Source organism: Gordonia sp. NPDC003585 (assembly GCF_040610755.1).
Lineage (GTDB): Bacteria > Actinomycetota > Actinomycetes > Mycobacteriales > Mycobacteriaceae > Gordonia.
On record NZ_JBEXMX010000023.1, the window covers coordinates 1 to 18,866 of the forward strand.

Sequence of the window (18,866 nt, forward strand, 5' to 3'; positions counted from 1 at the left end):
GGTGAGGGTTCAGTCCGACCGTCGAACGATCGCAACGCGGCGTCGATCCCCGCCCGTCCGATCCAATACGCGCTCCCGGCATCGCCGACAAGGTGACCCCAGCCGTCGACGCGCCACGTGCCCGCCGGCCCGACGCCGAGTGCGACGACCCCGGTGCCGACCGCGCAGGTCACACCGTCGGCGAAGCGGTTCGCGGCGAGATATGCCGACACCGAGTCGTGTGCAAGGACGACGGCGGTGATCCCGAGGTCCGACACCATCGCGAGTAGCGAATCCGGCCGTGCGTAATCGGGTGTCAGACCCGATACACCCGCTGCGAGTGCCGACACCGGGCCCGACGAGGGTGCCAGCACCGTTCGCGCGATGGCGGCGACCTGCTCCACGACGGGCCGATCGGTGTACACCGGCTCGGCATCATGATCGTCGTGACCGTCGGACCTGTGTACACGTACGCGCGTGCCCGTCTGCCCGGCGTCGATGATGATGCGCGAGCCTGCAGTCATGGCTCGACGCTAGCGTGTCAGGCCACCTCGCTGATCGTCTTCGGCATCGTCACGAGGGTCGCGTCGTTGGCGCGGTGGATCGGATGCAAGGACACGCGATGGCGGGCGCCGGCCTCGGCCAGCATGTGCGCCCAACCCTCGTCGCTCGTGCTGATCCCGTCGACGCCGGGCCGCGTCAGCAAACACGCCACCGACACCGATCCGTCGACGGTTGCGATCTCGCCCAATCGGTTCATCAGGAGGTCGGCGAGCCGGGCGTCGGGCGTGGCGGGCAGGTCGAGCTTGTTGGCGGCCGGAATGATCCGGCAGTCGTCGTCGACGAACACGAACCAGAGCAGGCGCTCGGAGAAACCCAGAGGTCCCATCAGAGCTCGCCAACGTTGACGAAGCTGTTCGGTGCCGTGGAACGGCTCGGTGACGGTGTCGATGTGCGGAATCGGGGTGTGTTCGGTGAATGTCATGGACAGATCCTCACGGCTTGAGGGCGCCAACCCGAGAACTCCATCCACAGGAGGCAGTCGCTGTGGAACGTCGGGTTGACCAGCGGTCGGTCGTGCGCATGCCAGACTGGTATCCGTGAACCCGTTGCGCGCCACCGCGGTGAAGATCGGATCAATTCCGTGGATGCCCACTTATCTTCCGCAGATCGTCAAGTGTGACAGCGCTTTACAGAAGCTCACCGGGCATCGTGTGGGATTGCTCGACATCGCCACCTTGCCGAACATCACCATGGAGGTCGTCGGCAGATCGAGCGGGGTCGTCCGGACGACTCGTCTGCTCGCGGTACCCGACGGGGACGACTGGGTGATCGCCGGGTCGTACTTCGGTGGTCCGAAGATGCCGCAGTGGGTGTTCAACGTGCGGGCCGCCGACACCGTCGAGATCTCGAGGCACCGACGATCCTGGACCGCGGTTCCGACCGAACTCGACGGCCCCGACCGCGAACAGGCATGGCAACTGTTGAGGGCGGTATGGCCGAATTTCGACCTCTACGAGCAACGCACCGACCGGCGAATCCCGGTGTTTCGACTGCGGCCGGCGGAACACACCTGAGCGGCGTTACTCGCCGGTGAACTCGGGTGCGCGCTTCTCGAAGACTGCGGTGATGGCCTCGGTCAGATCGTTGCTCGGCAGGAATGCCGAGTTCCACGCCGCGACATAGCGCAGGCTGTCATGGACGGCGGCACTGCGCGTGTGGTCGAGCACCGCCTTGATGCCGTGCACCACCAGGGGCGGATTCGTGGCGATCTGGGCGGCGGTCTCCCGGGCGAGCGCGAGAACCGCGTCCTGGTCGTCGGCCACGTCGTTGACGAGTCCGATCTTCTCGGCGCGAGCAGCGTCGATGTCCTTGCCGGTCAGTGCCAGTTCGCGCAGGTGGCCGTCGTTGAGGATGAGCGGCAGACGCGCCAAACTGCCGACGTCGGCGACCATGCCGACCTTGACCTCACGAACGCTGAACCTGGCGTCGGCGCTGGCATACCGGATGTCAGCAGCGGCGATGAGGTCCACACCACCACCGATGCACCACCCGGAGATCGCGGCGATCACCGGCTTGCGGCAGTCGGCGACCGCGGTGATCGCGTTCTGCAGTCCGCGCAAGCTGTCGAGGAACTCGGTCCGCGGTCGCGCCTTGGCTCCGTCGGCGAGCACCGACGACAACGTGCCGCCCATGGCGACGAGGTCGAGTCCGTACGAGAAGTGTCGTCCAGAGCCGGTGAGGATGACCGCGCGGACGTCGTCGTCGGCGTCGAGCTGTCCGAACAGTTGAGGCAACTCGCTCCAGAAGTCCGGGCCCATGGCGTTGCCCTTGCCCGGCCCGGTCAGGGCGACTTCGGCGATGTGGTCGGCAACGGAGACCTCGAACGCTTTCCACGCGTGTTCACTCATGCGGCTGAGACTACCCGGCGCACTATGGCGACCTACATATGGGTGGACCGCCCGCGCGGTCGATCGAGAAGGCCTGTTACAACCGAGTGAGGTTTGGTGAGTCAGTGACGTTGGTGAGTCGGCGTGATACGGCTCGAGGCGACGAGGAGTGCCCGTATGAGCGGCTATATCCAGGAGGACATCGATCCGGAGGAGTTGCGGCACCGCACCGACACAGCGCGAGCGCTTGCCGATCGAGTTCGCGATCTCGTGTCGGCAACCGTCGTCACCGACGTCGACGACGCAGCGATCGACGACGCGCAGCGTCACATCGAGGCCGCCACCGCGATCCTGTCCGCCCGACGACTGCCCGGGTCGTTCGGGGTTCGATTCAACTCCGACTCGACCAAGCGGGCCTGGGGAAACGCGGTGGTGGGGGAGCGGAACCCGTTAGCTCCTCCGGTGGAGCTCGTTCACGAAACCGATTGCAGCTGGGCAGAATTCGCGCTAGGCCCACAGTACGAGGGGCCAGCGGGACTGGTGCACGGCGGGGTGATCGCCATGATCCTCGACCAGGTGTTGGGTTCGGCTGCCGAGCATGCCGGGTCGCCGGGCATGACCGGGACCCTGACCATCCGCTACGTTCGCGGCACGCCGCTGGGCGAGGTGCGGGTCCAGGCCAGCCTTGATCGGGTGGAGGGGGTCAAGTCGATCGTGACCGGGACTCTGAGCACCGCCGACGGGGTCTGCGCCGAGGCGGAGGGCATCTTCATACTCCCGAAATGGGCGCGCGGCAGGGTTTCCGAGCAACTCCGCAAGTCCGTGGGTGAGGGCTGACCTCACCGAATGGTCAAACGCTACGGATCAACGCGGCCCGGCCGTCATCGGAACCCTCCGGATTGCTTGCGGTGCCACATGATCGGGTCTGGATCGAGTCCGGAGACGTCGACCCCTGCGTCGTGCAGCATCCAGCGGACGAGTTGTCGTCGGTGTGCGGAAAACGTCAGCACGTGGGCGACGATCTGCGACAGCAGGAACGACTCGGGTGGTTCGCACAGGGCGTCGACGATACGGTCCTGCCATGCGCCACGGCGGTCGATGTCCCGGATCAGGGCGAGCCAGCGTGCAGCGATGTCTTCATGGAGGTCGGTGAGTGCTGCGACATCGTCACGGGTGTCGGTCGACATCGCGCTACCCTCGATACTCGACAACCACGGAGCCTTGTCGCTGACGAGGTGAAACATGACCTCGCACAGTCGTTCTTCAGGTCCGCTCCAGGCGAGCACACGATGTTCCGGCAGACGCTTGCGTCGGTACTCGGTGTCGTCGAGAGCCTTCGCTGCGTCGAGCAGTATCGCGGTGTCGTCGAGGTCGTGTCGGACCATCATCATGGTGACGTTCCCGGCACCCTCGGTCACCGCGGTGCCGTTGTCGACGTACAGCACTGTCGGGGAATGGAAGTGGATGCCGTTGGGCGCGTCGAGCCAGTGGCCGCGCTCGCCGAGTGGGGGAATGCGGCTCGGACTGTGGCCATATGCACGAGTGAAGGCGCGTGCGAAGCCGTCGACGGATTCGTAACCGGCCGCGAATGCGACATCGGTGACCGACTCTTCGCGCTGCAACCCCCATGCTGCCCGTTCGAGCAACACCCGCCGGCGCAATGCAACCGGCGATTCACCCGCGCCACGATTCACCTGGCGGCTGAAGTGAAATGACGACGAGTACGCGTCGCGCGCCATCTCGTCGAGACTGTCGTTGCCGTCGGCGAGGACAGCGTCGAGGAGCTCGCGCAGCCGGTCGTGCGGTGGTGGCGTCATGCATCGAGTATGCGACTCGAACGGCCGCGCAGGCCCGACCGTTCTTGCCCTTTCGGCCGGCGGGACTCGCCGGCACCCGCGACAAACCGGCGCCTATTGGTAGAAGGCGAGTGCTGCAGCACTCGCCTTCTCCAATTCAACTCGAGTTCTCGGGTCAACCTGTGTAGTTGCCGGTGACCAACGGAAGGTCGGCGGTGGTGCGGATCCCGGCGGGGGCGTCGATGATCGCGGGGATGGCATTCACGATCCGGCCCGCTGCTGCCACGATTGCCGCGTGATTGTGGTCGCCATGCTCGCTGGTCGGGCAGATGTCGACCCGATAATTCGGTTCGCCGACGATCTCGACGCGATAGCACCCGCCGGGTTGCGCGGGCTGCGCCCAGTCGGGGCGCAGATCCTCGCGCAAGCGGTTGACGTGTTCGATGACGATGACGGGTTTGCCGTCCACCTTGCCGATGATCTCGAACCGCACTGCGGCGCGGCTCCCCCTGGCAATCGTGCCCGCAGCGATCTCGAATTCCTCAGGAGCGGGCTCACTTTCGTGGATCTCCTCGATCTCGTCCACCTCCACCCCGAGACCGGCGGCGAGCTGGCGAATGGTGGTTCCCCACGCGAGGCCGAGGACACCCGGAAGGAACAGCATCGGAGTTTCGTCGAGCGGTTTGCCGAAACCCATCACGTCGAACATCACGGTTGCGCCGTCATACGTCGCGTAGTCGGCAATCTCCATGCACCTGATCTGCTCGATCCGCTGACACGTACTGGCGAAGGCGAAGGGAATCAGGTCGTTCGCGAAGCCCGGGTCGACGCCGGTGATGAAGATGCTCGTGTCGTTGTCGCGCGCCACCGTCTCGAGCTTGGTGATTGCCTTCTCGGGCATCACGCCCCATGGAAACTGCAACGTACCGGGGGCCGACCCGACCACATCGATACCCGCGGCGAGGAGGCGCCGCACGTCGTCGAAGGACTCGATCGGACGCGTGTCGCCCATGGCGCAGTACACAACACAGTCGGGATTCGACGCGATCACGCCGTCGAGGCCTTCGGTGGCTTGCACTCCCGTGACGGTGTCCACGCCCGCCAGGATGCCTGCGTCTTGTCCGACCTTCGTGGCGGTGGAGACGCCGACGGCGGTCAGTTCGAATCGGGGATCCGCGATGAGCTGACGCAGGGCGAGTCGACCAGCGTTGCCGGTGCCGACGAGGCCGACACGAATCGGGGTGGCGACGGACATGAAGAGGTGCCTCCTTGCACTCGTTTGACCGGAAGACCGAGGTCAGGTGTACAGCTGTCCGGACTTCTGTCCATATCAGTAGAGCACGTTTGCCCCGACTTCGGTAGAACGTGTTCTCATTTGGCTCTGACCGCTGTACTCTTGCTCGCCATGGGACGCGTAGACGACAAAGTTGCAGTGATCACCGGTGGCTCACGGGGGATGGGTGCCGAGCATGCCCGGGCGCTCGTGGCCGAAGGTGCGAAGGTGGTGATCGGCGACATCCTCGACGATGAGGGCAAAGCGCTCGCCGACGAACTCGGTGATGCGGCGCGCTATGTGCATCTCGATGTCACCTCGCCCGAGGACTGGCAGGCGGCGGTCGCGACGGCGGTCGACGACTTCGGCAAGGTCAATGTGCTCGTGAACAACGCCGGCATCGTGAACGGCTCCACCCTGCAGAAGTTCCGGCTCGACAAGTGGCGCCAGATCCTCGACGTCAACCTCACCGGAACCTTCATCGGTATCCAGACCGTCGCCGACCCGATGATTGCTGCGGGCGGCGGATCGATCATCAATGTGTCGTCGGTGGAGGGTCTGCGCGGAAGTCCTTGGGCACACGGGTATGTGGCGTCCAAGTGGGGTGTGCGCGGCCTGGCGAAGTCGGCGGCCTTGGAGCTTGCGCCACACAACATTCGGGTCAACTCGATCCACCCCGGCCTGATCCGGACGCCGATGACCGAGGGGCTGCCCGAGGACATGGTCAAGGTGCCGCTGGGGCGGGCAGCCGAGTCGAGCGAAGTGTCGACCTTCGTGGTGTTCCTCGCGAGTGACGAGTCGTCGTATGCGACGGGTGCCGAGTTCGTGATGGACGGTGGCCTCAGTGCCGATGTCCCACACAAGTGACACGAGCGGTCAACCGCTCGTGGTGGTTTCGGGAAGCAGAACCGGGATCAGCCACACGTAGGCGACCATCCCGATGAGTTCCACCAGGGTCTGGGTCACCACGGCCGCGCCGGCAACCTCGAACCCGGCGGGCAGTGCGAGCGCGAGCGGCAGCACCACCAGTGAGTTGCGGGTGGCTCCCGAGAACACCACGGCCCGGGCCGATGCCACGTCGAGGCCGAAGGCGCGTGCCACGGCAATGCCCGCAAACGCCATCACGATCAGGAACGCTGCATAGATCGGCATGATCGCGACCAGATCACCGAAGTTCTCGTCGACGCGGGGAATCTGCGAACAGGTCACGACGGCGAGCACCGCCATCATGAGCGGAACCATCGTCGCCGTGGCGCCTTTCGTAAAGACCGCACCCGGACGGGCCCGCGAGGCCCACGCCTGGGTCGCCCAGGCCAACGCCAGCGGTATCACGATCAGGAGGACGAACGCCTCGACGAACGGCTCGAGTTCAACCACGTCCACCGCGTCGTGCCCCAGAAATGCGAGCAGATAGAGCGGAGTGAGCAGCATCTGGATGATCAGGAGCAGGGGAGTCGCCGCGAGCAGGCGGCTCGCGGATCCGCCGGCCAGACCCGTGAACACGACCACATAGTCCACGCACGGGCACAGCAACACGAGCAGCACGCCGATCTGGATGGCGAGGTCGTCGGGAAGGAATTGCGACAGTCCGAATACGACCAGTGGCACGACGGCGAAGTTCACGACGACGATCGCGCCGAGGAATCGGTTGTCGCGCAGCGACTTTGCCAGGTCGGCAACCGGAATCTGCAGAAACGTCACGAACAACAATGCCGCGAGCAACGGGTTGATGGCCACGTCCAGCGATTCGGTGAACCTCGGCGCCGCGAGTCCCACCAGCACCCCGACGACGATGGCCATCAGATAAAGCGGTACCTGCACACGTTCGAGTCGATCGACGAACGCGACTGATTCGGTCATGGCGCCATTGTGCGTGACGGGTGTCCCCGGCCAGGTGCGAGCCCCATCAGCCCCTGGTGAGGTGACCTGTTGTCTGGCCGTCACGCCGTGCCGAAGATCCGATCGCCTGCATCCCCGAGTCCCGGCCGGATGAAACCGTTGTCGTCGAGCCCGCGGTCGACGGCGGCGGTGTAGATGGGGATGTCCGGATGCGCACCGTGCAGGACGTCGATGCCCTCCGGGGCCGCGAGCAGGCAGACGAATTTGATCGACTTGGGTCCGTACTCGCTGATGCGATCGACGGCGGCCACCGCGGAGTGGCCGGTCGCGAGCAGGGGATCGACGATCACCACATCGCGCTCGTGCAGATCGCTGGCCATCTTGAAGTAGTACTCGACAACCACCATGGTCTTCGGGTCGCGGTACAGCCCGATATGCCCGACTCGTGCGCCCGGGACCACCGACAGCATTCCGTCGGCAATCCCGGTGCCTGCGCGCAGCACGGCGGCGAAGACCAGCTTCTTGCCGTCGATCACGCTGGCCGTGGTGGTCTCGAGAGGCGTGTCGATGGTGATCTCGTGCATGGGAATGTCGTGTAGGACGTCATAGGCCATGAGCATGGAGATCTCGTTGAGCAGACGTCGGAAGTCGTTGGTGGAAGTCTCCTTTCGTCGCATCAGCGTCAGCTTGTGCTGTACGAGAGGGTGATCGATGACGGTCACGCTGCCCATTGCGTCCTTCCTCGGCGTCGCTGCCAAGTGGGTGGTCGACTCGATGGTCATGTCAGAAGACCGTCCCGTCGCTGATGATCGAGATCGGTGGCAGGCCGCTCCTCAGGCCCTGTGCCAGCTCACGGCCGGTCGCCCAGGTGCCACCTTCGAGTACGCAGGCGAGCGGCATCTGCTCCGCGGTCTGGTCGAGTGCGCCGCGCACATGATCGGCGAGTTCATCGAGCAGAGCGACGGTGAGTGCACGCCACTCCACGATGATCTCGTCGCCGACCCGCCACTGTTGCGCAGACCAATCGTCGTCGCGCAGTCGCAGCACACCGGTGTCCAGCAGGAGACCGCCGTTGCGGTACTCCGGCAGTCCGGTGAGCGCATCGAGCCCGGTCACGTCGATGCCTGACCAGCCAATGGGTTCGAGAAGCGAATACGTGAGCCATTGGGAGAGTTTGTGGAAGGGCATCCAGCCCGCTGTGTCACCGGTGCCGCTGACCGCACGGTGGTGCCAGCAGTCGCCGAGGTGGTGGCCGTCGAGCACGTTGTCGGCCGGCCAGACGGATCCCAGTGTGTCGAGGATCGCGACCAAGATGTCATGGGCGGCAATCGTTCCGTCCATCGACGCACGGAGACGATCATAGAGCCCGGCCGGTCGCGCGGTGGTGCCGAATGTCTCGGGTTGTGCGGCCATCGCGGTCCCGAGTCGGTGAAGCAGTTCCACCCGACCTGCGAGGCCGACGACCGGGTTGTCCGCGGTGACCTGGAAGGCGTTGCCGAGACCATCCACCGTGAGCGCTGCCAGGCCGTCGGCGTCGACCTGGTGGGGTCGACGGGGATCACCGGAGAAGAGGCCGCCGAAGAATGCATGCCAACTGGCGACGCCGAGACCTTCGGATCGCTGCAGCACGAGCCCGGTCGACGGCTCCCGAAACTGCCATTGTGCTCCTGCGCCGGCGTCGAGCAGCACACTCACGAGCGCGAGGTCGATCTGGGCTCGCGCATGATCGACCGCGTCGGTCCCGAGCGCGTCACCGACGCCGGCAAGGCGATCGATCCCACCCGCTTCGAAGTGACGCCATCGGCTGTGGAAGGGAATGTCGAGGTCGGGATACCGTTGTCGGGTTGTCGCGGCAACCAACGCGGCGGCATCGGGAATCATGTTGTCCTGCACGATGAACCACGGGGAATCGCCCTGGCGTGCGCGCTCGAGCAACTGGCCCGACCGTTGCCGAATCGCGGTCGTGGACCGCAACGTGGTGACCGCGGTCGGCAGACCGATATGGACGTCGGTGTTGACGGCCCCCATCACCCCAGCCCCCGACCCTTGACCTTGCGCAACTCGTCGGCATCGGGGACCGGACCAGGAGTGAAGTATCCGGCCGCCATCTTCGCGTCGATCTCGACACGGGCATCGGCCGGGACCAGTTCATCGGGGATGTTGACCCGCTCGCCGACCTCGATGCCCGATCCGGTGATCGCGTCGTATTTCATATTGCTCATCGACACGAGTCGATGGATCTTGGTGATGCCCAGCCAGTGCAGAACGTCGGGCATCAACTCCTGGAATCGCATGTCCTGCACACCCGCCACGCATTCGGTGCGCGCGAAGTACTGGTCGGCGGTGTCGCCACCCTCTTGTCGTTTCCGCGCGTTGTAGACGAGGAACTTGGTGACCTCACCCAGTGCCCGGCCCTCCTTGCGGGAGTAGGCCACCAAGCCCACGCCGCCACGCTGGGTGCCCTGGATGCACTCCTCGATGGCGTGAGTGAGATATGGACGGCATGTACAGATGTCGGAGCCGAACACGTCCGAGCCGTTGCACTCGTCATGTACCCGGGCGGTGAGTTCGACGGCGGGGTTGGCCAGGTCGCGGGGGTCGCCGAAGATGTAGATCGTCTGGCCGCCGATCGGCGGCAGGAACACCTCGAGGTCGGCTCGCGTGACGAGTTCGGGGTACATGCCGCCGGTCTCCTCGAACAGGACGCGGCGCAGTTCGGCTTCGCTGCAACCGAATCGGGCCGCGACGCCCGGGAGGTGCCACACCGGTTCGACCGCGGCCTTGGTCACGAGCGCAGCGCCGTTGTCGAGCAGCACCGTGCCATCGGGGACCAGTCGCCCCTTGCCGATGGCCTCGGTGACCTCGGGCAGAATGACATGGGCCTTGGTCACCGCGATGGTGGGCCGGATGTCGTAGCCGTCGGCGATCGCGGCGGGGAAGTACTCGGCGACGCCCGCACCCCACGGGTCGAGGCTGACGATCGCATTACCGTCACCCCACTGTGGATACGGGCCGATGAGGTCGGTGGGCGAGGTGTTGGTGAGGTCGGCGCGGTGATCGCGGGACAACGCCCCGGCGGCCACCGCGAGCGCCCGATAGACGCTGTAGGAGCCGCTATGCGTGCCGATGACGTTGCGGTGTGCGCGGGTGCCGGTGGTGCCGATGATCGGACCGCGCTGCGATGCGGTCGGCGCACCCCACTCGACGGCAGGGGCGTCGAATCCGCCGCTGTGCGAGGTCAGCCGAATGTGCCCGAGTGATCGGTGTTGTGAGCTCGTCATTGCGTGATCCTCACTGTGGGTGGCTGCGTTCTCCGGGCTGTGCGGGGAGAAATCGCCAGCTTAATCATCGAACGCCGATCGCGCCGGATACAACGACGCCCCGCGACGTGGTCGCGGGGCGTCGTTGTCTACCAGGTGGATCAGGCGGTTGGATCAGGCAGTTGGATCAGGCGAGGTCGTAGCGGTCCAGCGTCATCACCTTGTCCCAGGCGGCGATGAAGTCCGACACGAACTTCTCCTTGGCGTCGTCCTCGGCGTACACCTCGGCGAGTGCGCGGAGTTCCGAGTTCGACCCGAACACCAGGTCGGCGCGGGTGCCGGTCCACTTCTGCTCGCCCGACGCGAGGTCGGTGCCCACGTAGGTCCCGTCATCGGCCGGCGACGGCTTCCACGAGGTGGCCATGTCGAGAATGTTGACGAAGAAGTCGTTCGTCAGCTGTCCCGGCTTGTCGGTCAGCACGCCGTGCGTCGAGGCCTGGTAATTGGCTCCCAGCACGCGAAGGCCACCGACGAGGACGGTCATCTCCGGTGCCGACAGCGTCAGCAGGTTCGCCTTGTCGACCAGGTTGTACTCCGCGGAGAGCTCATTGCCCTTGCCCTCGTAGTTGCGGAAACCGTCGTACTTGGGCTCGAGGTGAGCGAACGAGTCGGCGTCGATCGACTCCTGCGTCGAGTCGGTACGACCGGGCGTGAAAGGCACCGACACATCGAGTCCGGCGTCTCCGGCGGCCTTCTCGATGGCGGCGACACCACCGAGAACCACGAGGTCGGCAAACGACACCTTGGTGCCGCCCTCTGCGTTGAAGGAATCGGCGATGCCTTCCAGCGCCGAGATCACCTGCCGCAGTTCATCGGGCTGGTTGACCTCCCACCCGACCTGCGGCTGCAGACGGATGCGCCCGCCGTTCGCGCCACCACGGAAGTCGCTGCCGCGGAACGTCGATGCGGCGGCCCACGCCGTCGAGACCAATTGTGCGACAGTCAGTCCCGAGGCGAGGATCTGAGCCTTCAGCGAATCGATGTCCGCATCGGAGATGACCGCACCGTCCTGGGCGGGAACGTTGTCCTGCCAGACGTAGGTCTCGGTCGGCACGAGCGGACCGCGATAACGGATGGCCGGACCCATGTCGCGATGCAGCAGTTTGAACCACGCCTTGGAGAACTCCTCGGCGAGTTCTTCCGGATGGTCGAGCCAGCGCCGGGTGATCTCGCCGAACGCCGGATCGAACCGCATGGTGAGGTCAGTGGTGAGCATCGCCGGATGCGTCTTGCCATCGCCCTGCGCCATCGGCACCGAGTTCGCCCAGCCGTTGTCCTTCGGGCGCCACTGCTGGGCACCGGCCGGGCTGTGGTACATCTCCCACTCGTTGCTGTAGAGGATCTCCAGGAACGAGTTGTCCCACTTGGTGGGCGTGTGCGTCCAGGTGACCTCGAGGCCACTGGTGATGGCGTCGTTGCCGCTGCCGGTGCCCTGCGGGTTGATCCAGCCCAGACCCATCTCTTCGATTCCCGCGGCCTCGGGCTCGGGGCCGAGCAGTTCGGCGTCACCGTTGCCGTGTGTCTTGCCGAACGTGTGGCCGCCGACGATCAACGCTGCGGTCTCGACGTCGTTCATCGCCATCCGGCCGAAGGTGTCGCGGATGTCCTGTGCGGCCGCGAGATAGTCGGCGCTGGCGTTGGGGCCCTCCGGGTTCACGTAGATGAGACCCATGGTGGTGGCAGCCAGTGGCTTCTCCAGGTTGCGCTCGCCGGAGTAGCGCAGGTTGGTGCCCAGCCACGTGGATTCGGCACCCCAGTACACCTCTTCGGGCTCCCATTCGTCGGGCCGGCCGAACGCGAATCCCTTGGTGGGCAGGCCCATGTCCTCGATCGCCACGTTGCCGGCCAGCACCAACAGGTCCGACCACGACAGTGCCTTGCCGTACTTCTTCTTCACCGGCCACAGCAGCCGTCGCGCCTTGTCCAGGCTCACGTTGTCCGGCCACGAGTTCAGCGGGGCGAAACGCTGCATTCCAGTGCCTGCGCCACCGCGGCCGTCCTCGACGCGGTAGGTACCCGCTGCGTGCCAGGACATCCGGATGAAGAAGGGGCCGTAGTGGCCGAAGTCGGCGGGCCACCAGGGCTGTGAGTCCTTCATGAGCGCCTTGAGGTCGGCCACGAGCGCGTTCGCATCGAGATTCTCGAGTTCGGCGTCGTAGTCGAAGTCGGCGTCACGCGGCCGGATGACGTCGGGATTGTGAGCGAGGATGCGCAGATTGAGACGATCGGGCCACCACTGCTGGTTGCCACCGCCCTCGACGGGTGGCCTGATGTGCATCGGACAACCGCTTTCGCCTGCCTCCGTCTGCGCTTCTCCGATCGGGGGATGGTCGGGGGTTTCGTCAGCCATGGTTTTGACTTTCCTTTCGGGAGTTGGTGATTCGGGCTGTGATCACGGTTGTGATCCCGAAGTGTTGACGGTTACCGAACAACTGGGGCACAGGCCCCAGTAGACGACTTCGGCCTCATCGAGGACAAAGCCGTGGTCATGGGATGCGGTGAGGCAGGGTGCGTCGCCTACCGCGCAGTCCACATCGCCGATGGCGCCGCAATTGCGGCAGACGACGTGGTGATGGTTGTCGCCGACTCGTGCCTCATACCGGGCGACATGTCCCGCCGGTTGGATGCGCCGGATCAGGCCGGCAGTGGTGAGGGCACCGAGTACGTCGTAGATCGCCTGTAGCGACACGTCGGGGAGATGCGCGCGGGCGGCGCCGCAGATCGTGTCGGTGTCGGCGTGGGGGTGGTCGTGTACGGCGCCCATCACCGCGACGCGTGGTCGGGTCACGCGCAGACCTGCGGTACGCAAGAGATCCGCGTACTCGGCTGCTGAGGGCATGTCGGTCAGTATGCCATCGTTTTCTGGAGTGATTCAGGTTTTGCCGAGATTTCTTGTGATCGATCGCGATGCGCGGCCGCGTAGCGTGGAGAGCATGGCTCGCACCGTCGCAACCTCAGAAACCGTCGACCTCGCTGAACTGCTGGACTTCGTCCGACCCCGACATCGTATGCTGCTCAGCACTTTTCGCGCCGACGGAAGCCCTCAACTATCGCCGGTCTCCGGCGGCGTCGACGACGATGGGCGCCTGGTTATCGCGACCTACCCGAACCGCGCGAAGACCCGAAACGCCCAGCGCAACCCAAAGGTGAGTGTGTGCGTGCTGTCCGATGAATGGAACGGCGGGTGGGTTCAGGTCGACGGAGACGCTGAGGTTCTGCACATGCCCGACGCCGAAGACGCCCTGGTCGACTACTTCCGCAGCATCGCGGGCGAGCACTCCGACTGGGACGAGTATCGAGCGGCGATGCGACTGCAGAACAAATCGCTCATCCGGATCACCCCGACGCGCTGGGGGCCGGTGGCCACCGGCGGTTTCCCGGCCGACGTCGCCGAGCGAATGGATGCGGCCGACGGATAATCGTGGATCTCGGGAGGACCTCCACTTTTGCCGCTGAGGCGCGACGAGCCTCGAAGCCGCTACTCGCGAGACCCTGTTTTCTGCAGCCCCGACACCACTCGGTCCGCCGCGTTTACCCAGGTCAGCGCGGCGGTCGCCGAACTCTTCGGATCAGCGACCCACCCGCCGCCTGCGGCGGCGATCGTGGAGGCGGGAAGAGGGCCGTGGAGCGCGGCGCGGCGACGATGATCCACGAAAAGTAGGGGAAGAAACTCGTCCCCTATCCCTGGAGTCTTCCCCGCGAATTTTCTCGCGGACGACTCAACAAGCAGGGGCAGAAAGTAGGGGAAGGACCTTCCCCTACTTTCAGTGGTCCGGTGGCTCGCCGACGTGGCCCGTTCGCCTGTCCTTCGAGGTATCCCGCGGCCGGCGCCTCGGGCACCTCAGCGAGCGGTGGGGTGGTGGACGCTTATGTGCAGGTCAGAGCGCTAGTCACCGAACTCTTCGCTCTGACCACACCCTGTGTCGAATCGGCTCACCTGTGTGCTGCAGCACACAGATCCTCCAACAAGACACAGGGTGCCCGTCGCACCTCCGATCAAACGACGACAGGGTCGCATTTACCCAGTTCAGAGCGTTGGTCACCACACTCTTCGAATCAGCGCAGATGGCCGGCGGCGACCGCGAGGTTCATGCGAAGGATCTCGATCGCGAGATCGGGGTCGAGCTTCGCGACGACATCGTGCTCGGTGTGGACATCGGTGTTCGCGGAATCGTCGGCCTCGATGGTGAGCACGGCGGGCAGTCCGGCGTCGATGAAGGGGACGTGATCGCTGGCGAACGGGTTGAGGGAGGTGGTGACGGCGAGGTCGGTCCACGTGGCCGCGGCCACCACGAGTTCGTCGATCAGATCTCGCGAGGGTTCGCCGCCTTCGACCATGACGCCGGGGTCCGCTGTGTTGCGCCGCGCGATCATGTCCATGTTGATGACGGCGGTTATCCGCGCGCGGTCGTGCGGGTCCAACTGCCGCACATGGTGGATGCTCCCTAACAGGCCCTGCTCCTCGCCGCCGAAAAGGATCAGACGCAGGTCGCCGGACCAGGTCTCGGTGGACAGGACCCGCGCGAGTTCGAGCACGCCCGCCGAGCCGCTCGCGTTGTCGTCGGCACCGGGAGCCGGTAGCGCAGCGCCACCTCGGTTGACGGAGTCCAGATGAGCGGTGATCAGCGTGAGTCCGCGTTCACCCGACGACGACCCCCGGCGATCGGCTATGCAGTTCACTGTGTCGCCTCCGCCGGGAATCGAGAACGGCTGGCGGGTCACGGTATACCCGAGCGAGGTGAACACATCCGCTGCGGCCGAGAGTGTCGCGGTGAACTCGGGGCGGGTCGAATGGCGGGTCGGCGGGGCGGTGAGTGTGTCGACCGTGTCTTGATACTTCTCGCGCGACAACTGTCCCAGGAGCTGCGTGGTGAACTCGTCGCGTTCACGCGCGGTGACCACGGGGTGCGCGAGTTCGACGTCGATCCGACGACCCCTGGACTGTCGGCATGAATGCAGGACCGGTGTTGTCGGGAGCGTATCCGGGTTTCTCATGTGCTCTCTCCGACGTCGAGTTCGAGCCGTTCGGGGCTCAGGTGAACCAGACGCATGGTCCGAATGGCGCCCGAACCATCGTGGATATGCAGCTTCTCGAGGTCGGCGTCGGCCGACCACGTCGCCTCGTGCGCCTCGGGTGCGTCACCGCGCCCGAGGGCGAACTCGGTGACACTGCCGTCGTCATGGAGTTCGATGCCGCGGCGTCCGCGGGCCGCCGGGAAATCGTAACCATCCGGCCGGTAGACGCGAACGTGGTCGTGATCCTCCTCGAAGGAGTGCCACCACCGCTGGTTCAACCCGTCCATGGGTGCCTCAGGCGCCCGTCCAGAGTGCTTTGCGCGCGTCGTCCAGGCAGGCACGCATCCGTGCGACTTGGCCGGTGGTGAACATCACCATCACATCATCGTCGACATAGTCCATGTAGTCCATGAACAGATCACCGTTGGGTCCATTGGAACAGCTCAGCTTGGGAAAGGTCGGTTTGCCGGTGTTCTCCGACCCCTGGTTCGGTGTGTCATCGACCTCGTCGGTTCCGCCGCAACCGCTGCCGTCGTCGCCCCAGATGTGAAAGAGGTTCAGATAGTGGCCTACCTCGTGAGTCGCGGTGCGGCCCAGGTGAAATGGCTCCTTTGCGGTACCCAGAGTGCCGAATGCGGTGTAGGTGATGACCACGCCGTCGGTGTCGGCGGGTCCGCCGGGGAATTGCGCATAACCCAGCAGCCCGCCGGCCAGTCGGCACACCCAGATGTTGAGGTAGCGGTCGGTCGGCCATGCGTCTGCGCCGCGCGTGGCCGAAGACTTGACGGCGTCGTCTGCGGTGAAGTCCTTGCGGGTTGTCTTGGTCCGCGTGATGCCGTCCGTCGGCTTTCCGTCGGGGTCGACGGTCGCGAGTTCGAACTGCACGCGGGCGTCGGCGACGAGGTCGGCGAAGACGTCGGGAACCGTTGAGACATCCGGATTGGTGGCTCGATAGTCGAGGTTGAGGACATCGATCTGGCTGCGGATCTGTTCGTCCGAGATGTCCTCGGCCTGAATCCGGTGCACGACGTGCACGACAACCGGAATGGTGGCCACCTCGGTGCTCGTGCGTTCCAGGCTCACCAGACGAATGGTCGCGTTCTCGAGTTCGGCGCGGGCGCTGCGGTAGGCCGCGGATTCGGTCAGCAATCGGCGATGGACGGCCATCGCGCCACAGTGACGTACGGGGCGTTCGGTACTGGTCATGTTCAACTCCTAACAGAGAATGAGGTTTTCTGGGCGGATCAGTTCGCGTGGTGTGCCCGTGGATTCGACGTGTTCGAGCGGATCCGCCGCGATGTAGGGCGAGAGTTCGAGTCCGGTCAGGTCTGCGATCCGACGGACGGGGACCTGGTAGGTGCGATAGGCCCCGTAGGAGAACGACTCCGGACCGGCCGCGAACTCGTCCAGCAGCGCGGCCTGGCTGAGCAGGTACGCGGTGGATGCCAACGTGTGCCTGTCGGTGACGATGGTGACCACCTTCCAGAACTGGCGGGGGAGTGACACCCCGCGGTAAGGCGGGTCGTCGGCGGCGAGCACCGGACCGGTGAGGACGCTGACCTTGAGGCCGTGAGTGGCGCTGTTGCGCAAGACGTAGTCTTCGAGGCCGAGCCACAGGGTCGAACCGGCATTGAATTCGTGGTGCTGCGGTGTGCAATTGGTGAAGTGGAACGTGTCGTCGTTGGCGGCCTTGGCGTTTGGTCCCCACGCCGGGTCGAGTCGTCGGACCAGGTGACCTCGATCGAGGTTGTTGGCGAGGTACAACTCTTTGTCGGTCTGCTCACCGGCGGGTAGCCGAGGATCGGCGATCCAGCGATCGGATTCGCGGGGCAACTCGGCGGGTTGGTTGCCGTCGATGTTGACGGCGGTGAACATCGCCATCCGGCGAACGCGGTTCATCACCACGCTGAAGTGGTGATACCGCAGTTCACTCGATGCCAACGCAGCCAGTCCGGGGCCGACGGTCGGCAACGGCGCCCGAAGTGTCGGATCGAGGAAACCGGGGTCGTAGCCGGCCCGGGTGCTGTAATCCGGATCGATGGAGATCGCTTCGGCAGCAACGCTGTTCACCGTGATGGGAGTGGGCTCGGCGACCCGGAAAGTGATCTCGAGCGGCAGGCGTATCGTCGACACTCCGTCGGGCACGTCGACGGCGAGTTCCGGCGGACGCGGTTGCCGGGCAGGTGCTGCTGCAGCGGTCGGCGCCGCCTCCGAGCGGCCGCTGCCCGCGGGACCGAGCAGAACGTCGAGCAGGGCCTGCTGTTCGGTGGTGAAGGATTGTGTGCGAAGGTAATTCAGGATGCTGCTGATCCGGACACCCTCGTTCAGGAAGCCGCCGAACTCCGATCGCTCGGGGGCGGGCACGCTGGCGTGGTGGAGCGCGACCACTTCCCATTGATCGTTGAACACCGGTGAGCCCGACGAACCCGGTTCGGTGTCGGCGCTGTAATGCACGAATCCGTCGGGGATGTCGATGAGTTTGTTCTCGCGCAGTACGATCTGCTTCTTGCGGCCACCCGGATGCTGGACGATGGTGACGTTCTCGCCGATGATCACCGTTCCCTGCGCGGCGGTCAGACGGTTGAATCCGTAGCCTTTCAGCGTGCCGCTGTCGTCGGTCACGGCCACCAGGGCGAAGTCGCGTTGACGATCTGCGACGAAGAACTTGTCAGGATTGAGTTGGTAAGTGTGCGAGGATAACTCGGTTCCGCCCGCGCCGTCCTGATAGTCGAACTCGATGAGGCTGATGCGCGCCGTTTGTGCGTCGGGCAGAACGTGATGGTTGGTGAGCAGGAGGTCTGGGGTCACCAGAAAGCCCGTACCGTATCCCTGCAGATGGCCTGAGGCCGCTCCGATCTGGACCCGGCCGATGGCGCGCGCTGCCAGTACCCCGTCATCGAGGTATCTGACACCGAGGAAGTCGGCGGTGTTGATGATGCGCTCGAGCTCGGCCGACGGTGCGGCAACCGCCGCGGCCGTTTCTTCGACGCCGAGCTCGATTGTCGGCTGCGGTTGCGCCTGAGCGGTCGGCGAGTAGTAGTCCGCGATGCGCGCCAAGCGCTTTCTGATCCGTTCCGGATCGTCGGCCTCGGCGAGGCCGTTCGACCTGGCGAGCACTTCCTCGTGCTGCCGGCGACTGGTGGATCTGTCCTGCAGGCGTCGGGCGGCAGCCGCCACCTGGAGGTCGTGTTCGGAATCGAACGCGCCCTGCGCGGACGGGGTGGGGGAGACGACGGTCATGGTGGCACCTCGG

Annotated in this window: 18 protein-coding genes and 1 pseudogene; 4 read left to right on the forward strand and 15 right to left on the reverse strand. The window is 65.3% G+C overall.

Annotated features, from left to right (window positions below; translation table 11 throughout):
• Together ABZW74_RS08370 and ABZW74_RS08375 are read right to left on the reverse strand one after the other, a co-directional pair.
• A pseudogene (locus tag ABZW74_RS08370) lies at positions 1 to 503 on the reverse strand (ATPase); the annotation flags it as partial.
• A 17-nt stretch (positions 504 to 520) separates the two neighbouring features.
• Complete coding sequence (locus ABZW74_RS08375; RefSeq protein WP_240857130.1) at positions 521 to 964, reverse strand: hypothetical protein; 444 nt, start codon at positions 962 to 964, stop codon at positions 521 to 523.
• A 115-nt stretch (positions 965 to 1,079) separates the two neighbouring features.
• On the opposite strand from ABZW74_RS08375, the gene ABZW74_RS08380 reads away from it, so the two are divergent.
• The gene (locus tag ABZW74_RS08380) at positions 1,080 to 1,556 is read left to right on the forward strand and encodes a nitroreductase family deazaflavin-dependent oxidoreductase (RefSeq protein WP_355275543.1); all 477 of its coding nucleotides are present in this window, start codon (positions 1,080 to 1,082) and stop codon (positions 1,554 to 1,556) included.
• A gap of 6 nt (positions 1,557 to 1,562) precedes the next feature.
• Here ABZW74_RS08380 and ABZW74_RS08385 read toward each other — a convergent pair whose 3' ends face one another.
• A complete protein-coding gene (locus ABZW74_RS08385; RefSeq protein ID WP_240857128.1) occupies positions 1,563 to 2,390 on the reverse strand; it encodes a crotonase/enoyl-CoA hydratase family protein in 828 nt (275 codons plus the stop codon).
• Between the two features lie 156 nt (positions 2,391 to 2,546).
• Here ABZW74_RS08385 and ABZW74_RS08390 point away from each other — a divergent pair, with 156 nt between their 5' ends.
• Positions 2,547 to 3,206: a PaaI family thioesterase gene (locus ABZW74_RS08390; protein ID WP_240857127.1), complete on the forward strand. Its 660-nt coding sequence runs from the start codon at positions 2,547 to 2,549 to the stop codon at positions 3,204 to 3,206.
• A gap of 44 nt (positions 3,207 to 3,250) precedes the next feature.
• Here the strand turns inward: ABZW74_RS08390 and ABZW74_RS08395 are convergent, their stop codons facing one another.
• Together ABZW74_RS08395 and ABZW74_RS08400 are read right to left on the reverse strand one after the other, a co-directional pair.
• Complete coding sequence (locus ABZW74_RS08395; RefSeq protein WP_240857126.1) at positions 3,251 to 4,186, reverse strand: AraC family transcriptional regulator; 936 nt, start codon at positions 4,184 to 4,186, stop codon at positions 3,251 to 3,253.
• 154 nt (positions 4,187 to 4,340) lie between these two features.
• Complete coding sequence (locus tag ABZW74_RS08400) at positions 4,341 to 5,420, reverse strand: diacylglycerol kinase (protein ID WP_355275546.1); 1,080 nt, start codon at positions 5,418 to 5,420, stop codon at positions 4,341 to 4,343.
• Between the two features lie 150 nt (positions 5,421 to 5,570).
• Between ABZW74_RS08400 and ABZW74_RS08405 the strand changes: the two genes are divergently transcribed.
• Entirely contained in the window at positions 5,571 to 6,305 is a 735-nt protein-coding gene (locus ABZW74_RS08405; RefSeq protein ID WP_355275548.1) for a glucose 1-dehydrogenase, read from the forward strand.
• Positions 6,306 to 6,314: 9 nt separating this feature from the next.
• Here ABZW74_RS08405 and ABZW74_RS08410 read toward each other — a convergent pair whose 3' ends face one another.
• From ABZW74_RS08410 to ABZW74_RS08435, 6 genes are all read right to left on the reverse strand, one after another.
• Complete coding sequence (locus tag ABZW74_RS08410) at positions 6,315 to 7,298, reverse strand: bile acid:sodium symporter (RefSeq protein WP_355275550.1); 984 nt, start codon at positions 7,296 to 7,298, stop codon at positions 6,315 to 6,317.
• Positions 7,299 to 7,378: 80 nt separating this feature from the next.
• Entirely contained in the window at positions 7,379 to 8,008 is a 630-nt protein-coding gene (gene upp, locus ABZW74_RS08415; RefSeq protein WP_355275621.1) for a uracil phosphoribosyltransferase, read from the reverse strand.
• A 52-nt stretch (positions 8,009 to 8,060) separates the two neighbouring features.
• Positions 8,061 to 9,305: a URC4/urg3 family protein gene (locus tag ABZW74_RS08420; protein WP_355275552.1), complete on the reverse strand. Its 1,245-nt coding sequence runs from the start codon at positions 9,303 to 9,305 to the stop codon at positions 8,061 to 8,063.
• Complete coding sequence (locus tag ABZW74_RS08425; RefSeq protein WP_355275554.1) at positions 9,305 to 10,558, reverse strand: GTP cyclohydrolase II; 1,254 nt, start codon at positions 10,556 to 10,558, stop codon at positions 9,305 to 9,307. Before ABZW74_RS08425 ends, ABZW74_RS08420 begins: the two co-directional genes overlap by 1 nt.
• A 166-nt stretch (positions 10,559 to 10,724) precedes the next feature.
• Positions 10,725 to 12,947, reverse strand: coding sequence for a catalase/peroxidase HPI (gene katG / locus ABZW74_RS08430; protein WP_240857120.1), 2,223 nt, complete (start codon positions 12,945 to 12,947; stop codon positions 10,725 to 10,727).
• Between the two features lie 42 nt (positions 12,948 to 12,989).
• Entirely contained in the window at positions 12,990 to 13,436 is a 447-nt protein-coding gene (locus ABZW74_RS08435) for a Fur family transcriptional regulator (RefSeq protein ID WP_240857119.1), read from the reverse strand.
• A gap of 94 nt (positions 13,437 to 13,530) precedes the next feature.
• Here ABZW74_RS08435 and ABZW74_RS08440 point away from each other — a divergent pair, with 94 nt between their 5' ends.
• Positions 13,531 to 14,016, forward strand: a complete 486-nt coding sequence (locus tag ABZW74_RS08440; RefSeq protein ID WP_355275556.1) for a PPOX class F420-dependent oxidoreductase — start codon at positions 13,531 to 13,533, stop codon at positions 14,014 to 14,016.
• Positions 14,017 to 14,653: 637 nt separating this feature from the next.
• Here ABZW74_RS08440 and ABZW74_RS08445 read toward each other — a convergent pair.
• From ABZW74_RS08445 to ABZW74_RS08460, 4 genes are read right to left on the reverse strand one after another with little or no spacing between them, the layout of a single operon-like run.
• Positions 14,654 to 15,592 (reverse strand): M28 family metallopeptidase, encoded by a 939-nt coding sequence (locus tag ABZW74_RS08445; protein ID WP_240857117.1) that lies wholly within the window; start codon positions 15,590 to 15,592, stop codon positions 14,654 to 14,656.
• Positions 15,589 to 15,900, reverse strand: a complete 312-nt coding sequence (locus ABZW74_RS08450; RefSeq protein WP_240857116.1) for a hypothetical protein — start codon at positions 15,898 to 15,900, stop codon at positions 15,589 to 15,591. Before ABZW74_RS08450 ends, ABZW74_RS08445 begins: the two co-directional genes overlap by 4 nt.
• 7 nt (positions 15,901 to 15,907) lie before the next feature.
• Positions 15,908 to 16,819, reverse strand: a complete 912-nt coding sequence (locus tag ABZW74_RS08455) for a zinc metalloprotease (RefSeq protein ID WP_240857115.1) — start codon at positions 16,817 to 16,819, stop codon at positions 15,908 to 15,910.
• A gap of 9 nt (positions 16,820 to 16,828) precedes the next feature.
• Complete coding sequence (locus ABZW74_RS08460; protein ID WP_240857114.1) at positions 16,829 to 18,853, reverse strand: DNA/RNA non-specific endonuclease; 2,025 nt, start codon at positions 18,851 to 18,853, stop codon at positions 16,829 to 16,831.
• Positions 18,854 to 18,866: the final 13 nt, after the last annotated feature.

Excerpts from the sequence above, each read along its gene's own strand:
- ABZW74_RS08375 (WP_240857130.1), bottom strand. The coding sequence starts at position 964 with ATGACATTCACCGAACACACCCCGATTCCGCACATCGACACCGTCACC.
- ABZW74_RS08385 (WP_240857128.1), bottom strand. The coding sequence starts at position 2,390 with ATGAGTGAACACGCGTGGAAAGCGTTCGAGGTCTCCGTTGCCGACCAC.
- ABZW74_RS08390 (WP_240857127.1), top strand. The coding sequence starts at position 2,547 with ATGAGCGGCTATATCCAGGAGGACATCGATCCGGAGGAGTTGCGGCAC.
- ABZW74_RS08395 (WP_240857126.1), bottom strand. The coding sequence starts at position 4,186 with ATGACGCCACCACCGCACGACCGGCTGCGCGAGCTCCTCGACGCTGTC.
- ABZW74_RS08400 (WP_355275546.1), bottom strand. The coding sequence starts at position 5,420 with ATGTCCGTCGCCACCCCGATTCGTGTCGGCCTCGTCGGCACCGGCAAC.
- ABZW74_RS08405 (WP_355275548.1), top strand. The coding sequence starts at position 5,571 with ATGGGACGCGTAGACGACAAAGTTGCAGTGATCACCGGTGGCTCACGG.
- ABZW74_RS08410 (WP_355275550.1), bottom strand. The coding sequence starts at position 7,298 with ATGACCGAATCAGTCGCGTTCGTCGATCGACTCGAACGTGTGCAGGTA.
- upp (WP_355275621.1), bottom strand. The coding sequence starts at position 8,008 with ATGGGCAGCGTGACCGTCATCGATCACCCTCTCGTACAGCACAAGCTG.
- ABZW74_RS08420 (WP_355275552.1), bottom strand. The coding sequence starts at position 9,305 with ATGGGGGCCGTCAACACCGACGTCCATATCGGTCTGCCGACCGCGGTC.
- ABZW74_RS08425 (WP_355275554.1), bottom strand. The coding sequence starts at position 10,558 with ATGACGAGCTCACAACACCGATCACTCGGGCACATTCGGCTGACCTCG.
- katG (WP_240857120.1), bottom strand. The coding sequence starts at position 12,947 with ATGGCTGACGAAACCCCCGACCATCCCCCGATCGGAGAAGCGCAGACG.
- ABZW74_RS08435 (WP_240857119.1), bottom strand. The coding sequence starts at position 13,436 with ATGCCCTCAGCAGCCGAGTACGCGGATCTCTTGCGTACCGCAGGTCTG.
- ABZW74_RS08440 (WP_355275556.1), top strand. The coding sequence starts at position 13,531 with ATGGCTCGCACCGTCGCAACCTCAGAAACCGTCGACCTCGCTGAACTG.
- ABZW74_RS08445 (WP_240857117.1), bottom strand. The coding sequence starts at position 15,592 with ATGAGAAACCCGGATACGCTCCCGACAACACCGGTCCTGCATTCATGC.
- ABZW74_RS08450 (WP_240857116.1), bottom strand. The coding sequence starts at position 15,900 with ATGGACGGGTTGAACCAGCGGTGGTGGCACTCCTTCGAGGAGGATCAC.
- ABZW74_RS08455 (WP_240857115.1), bottom strand. The coding sequence starts at position 16,819 with ATGACCAGTACCGAACGCCCCGTACGTCACTGTGGCGCGATGGCCGTC.
- ABZW74_RS08460 (WP_240857114.1), bottom strand. The coding sequence starts at position 18,853 with ATGACCGTCGTCTCCCCCACCCCGTCCGCGCAGGGCGCGTTCGATTCC.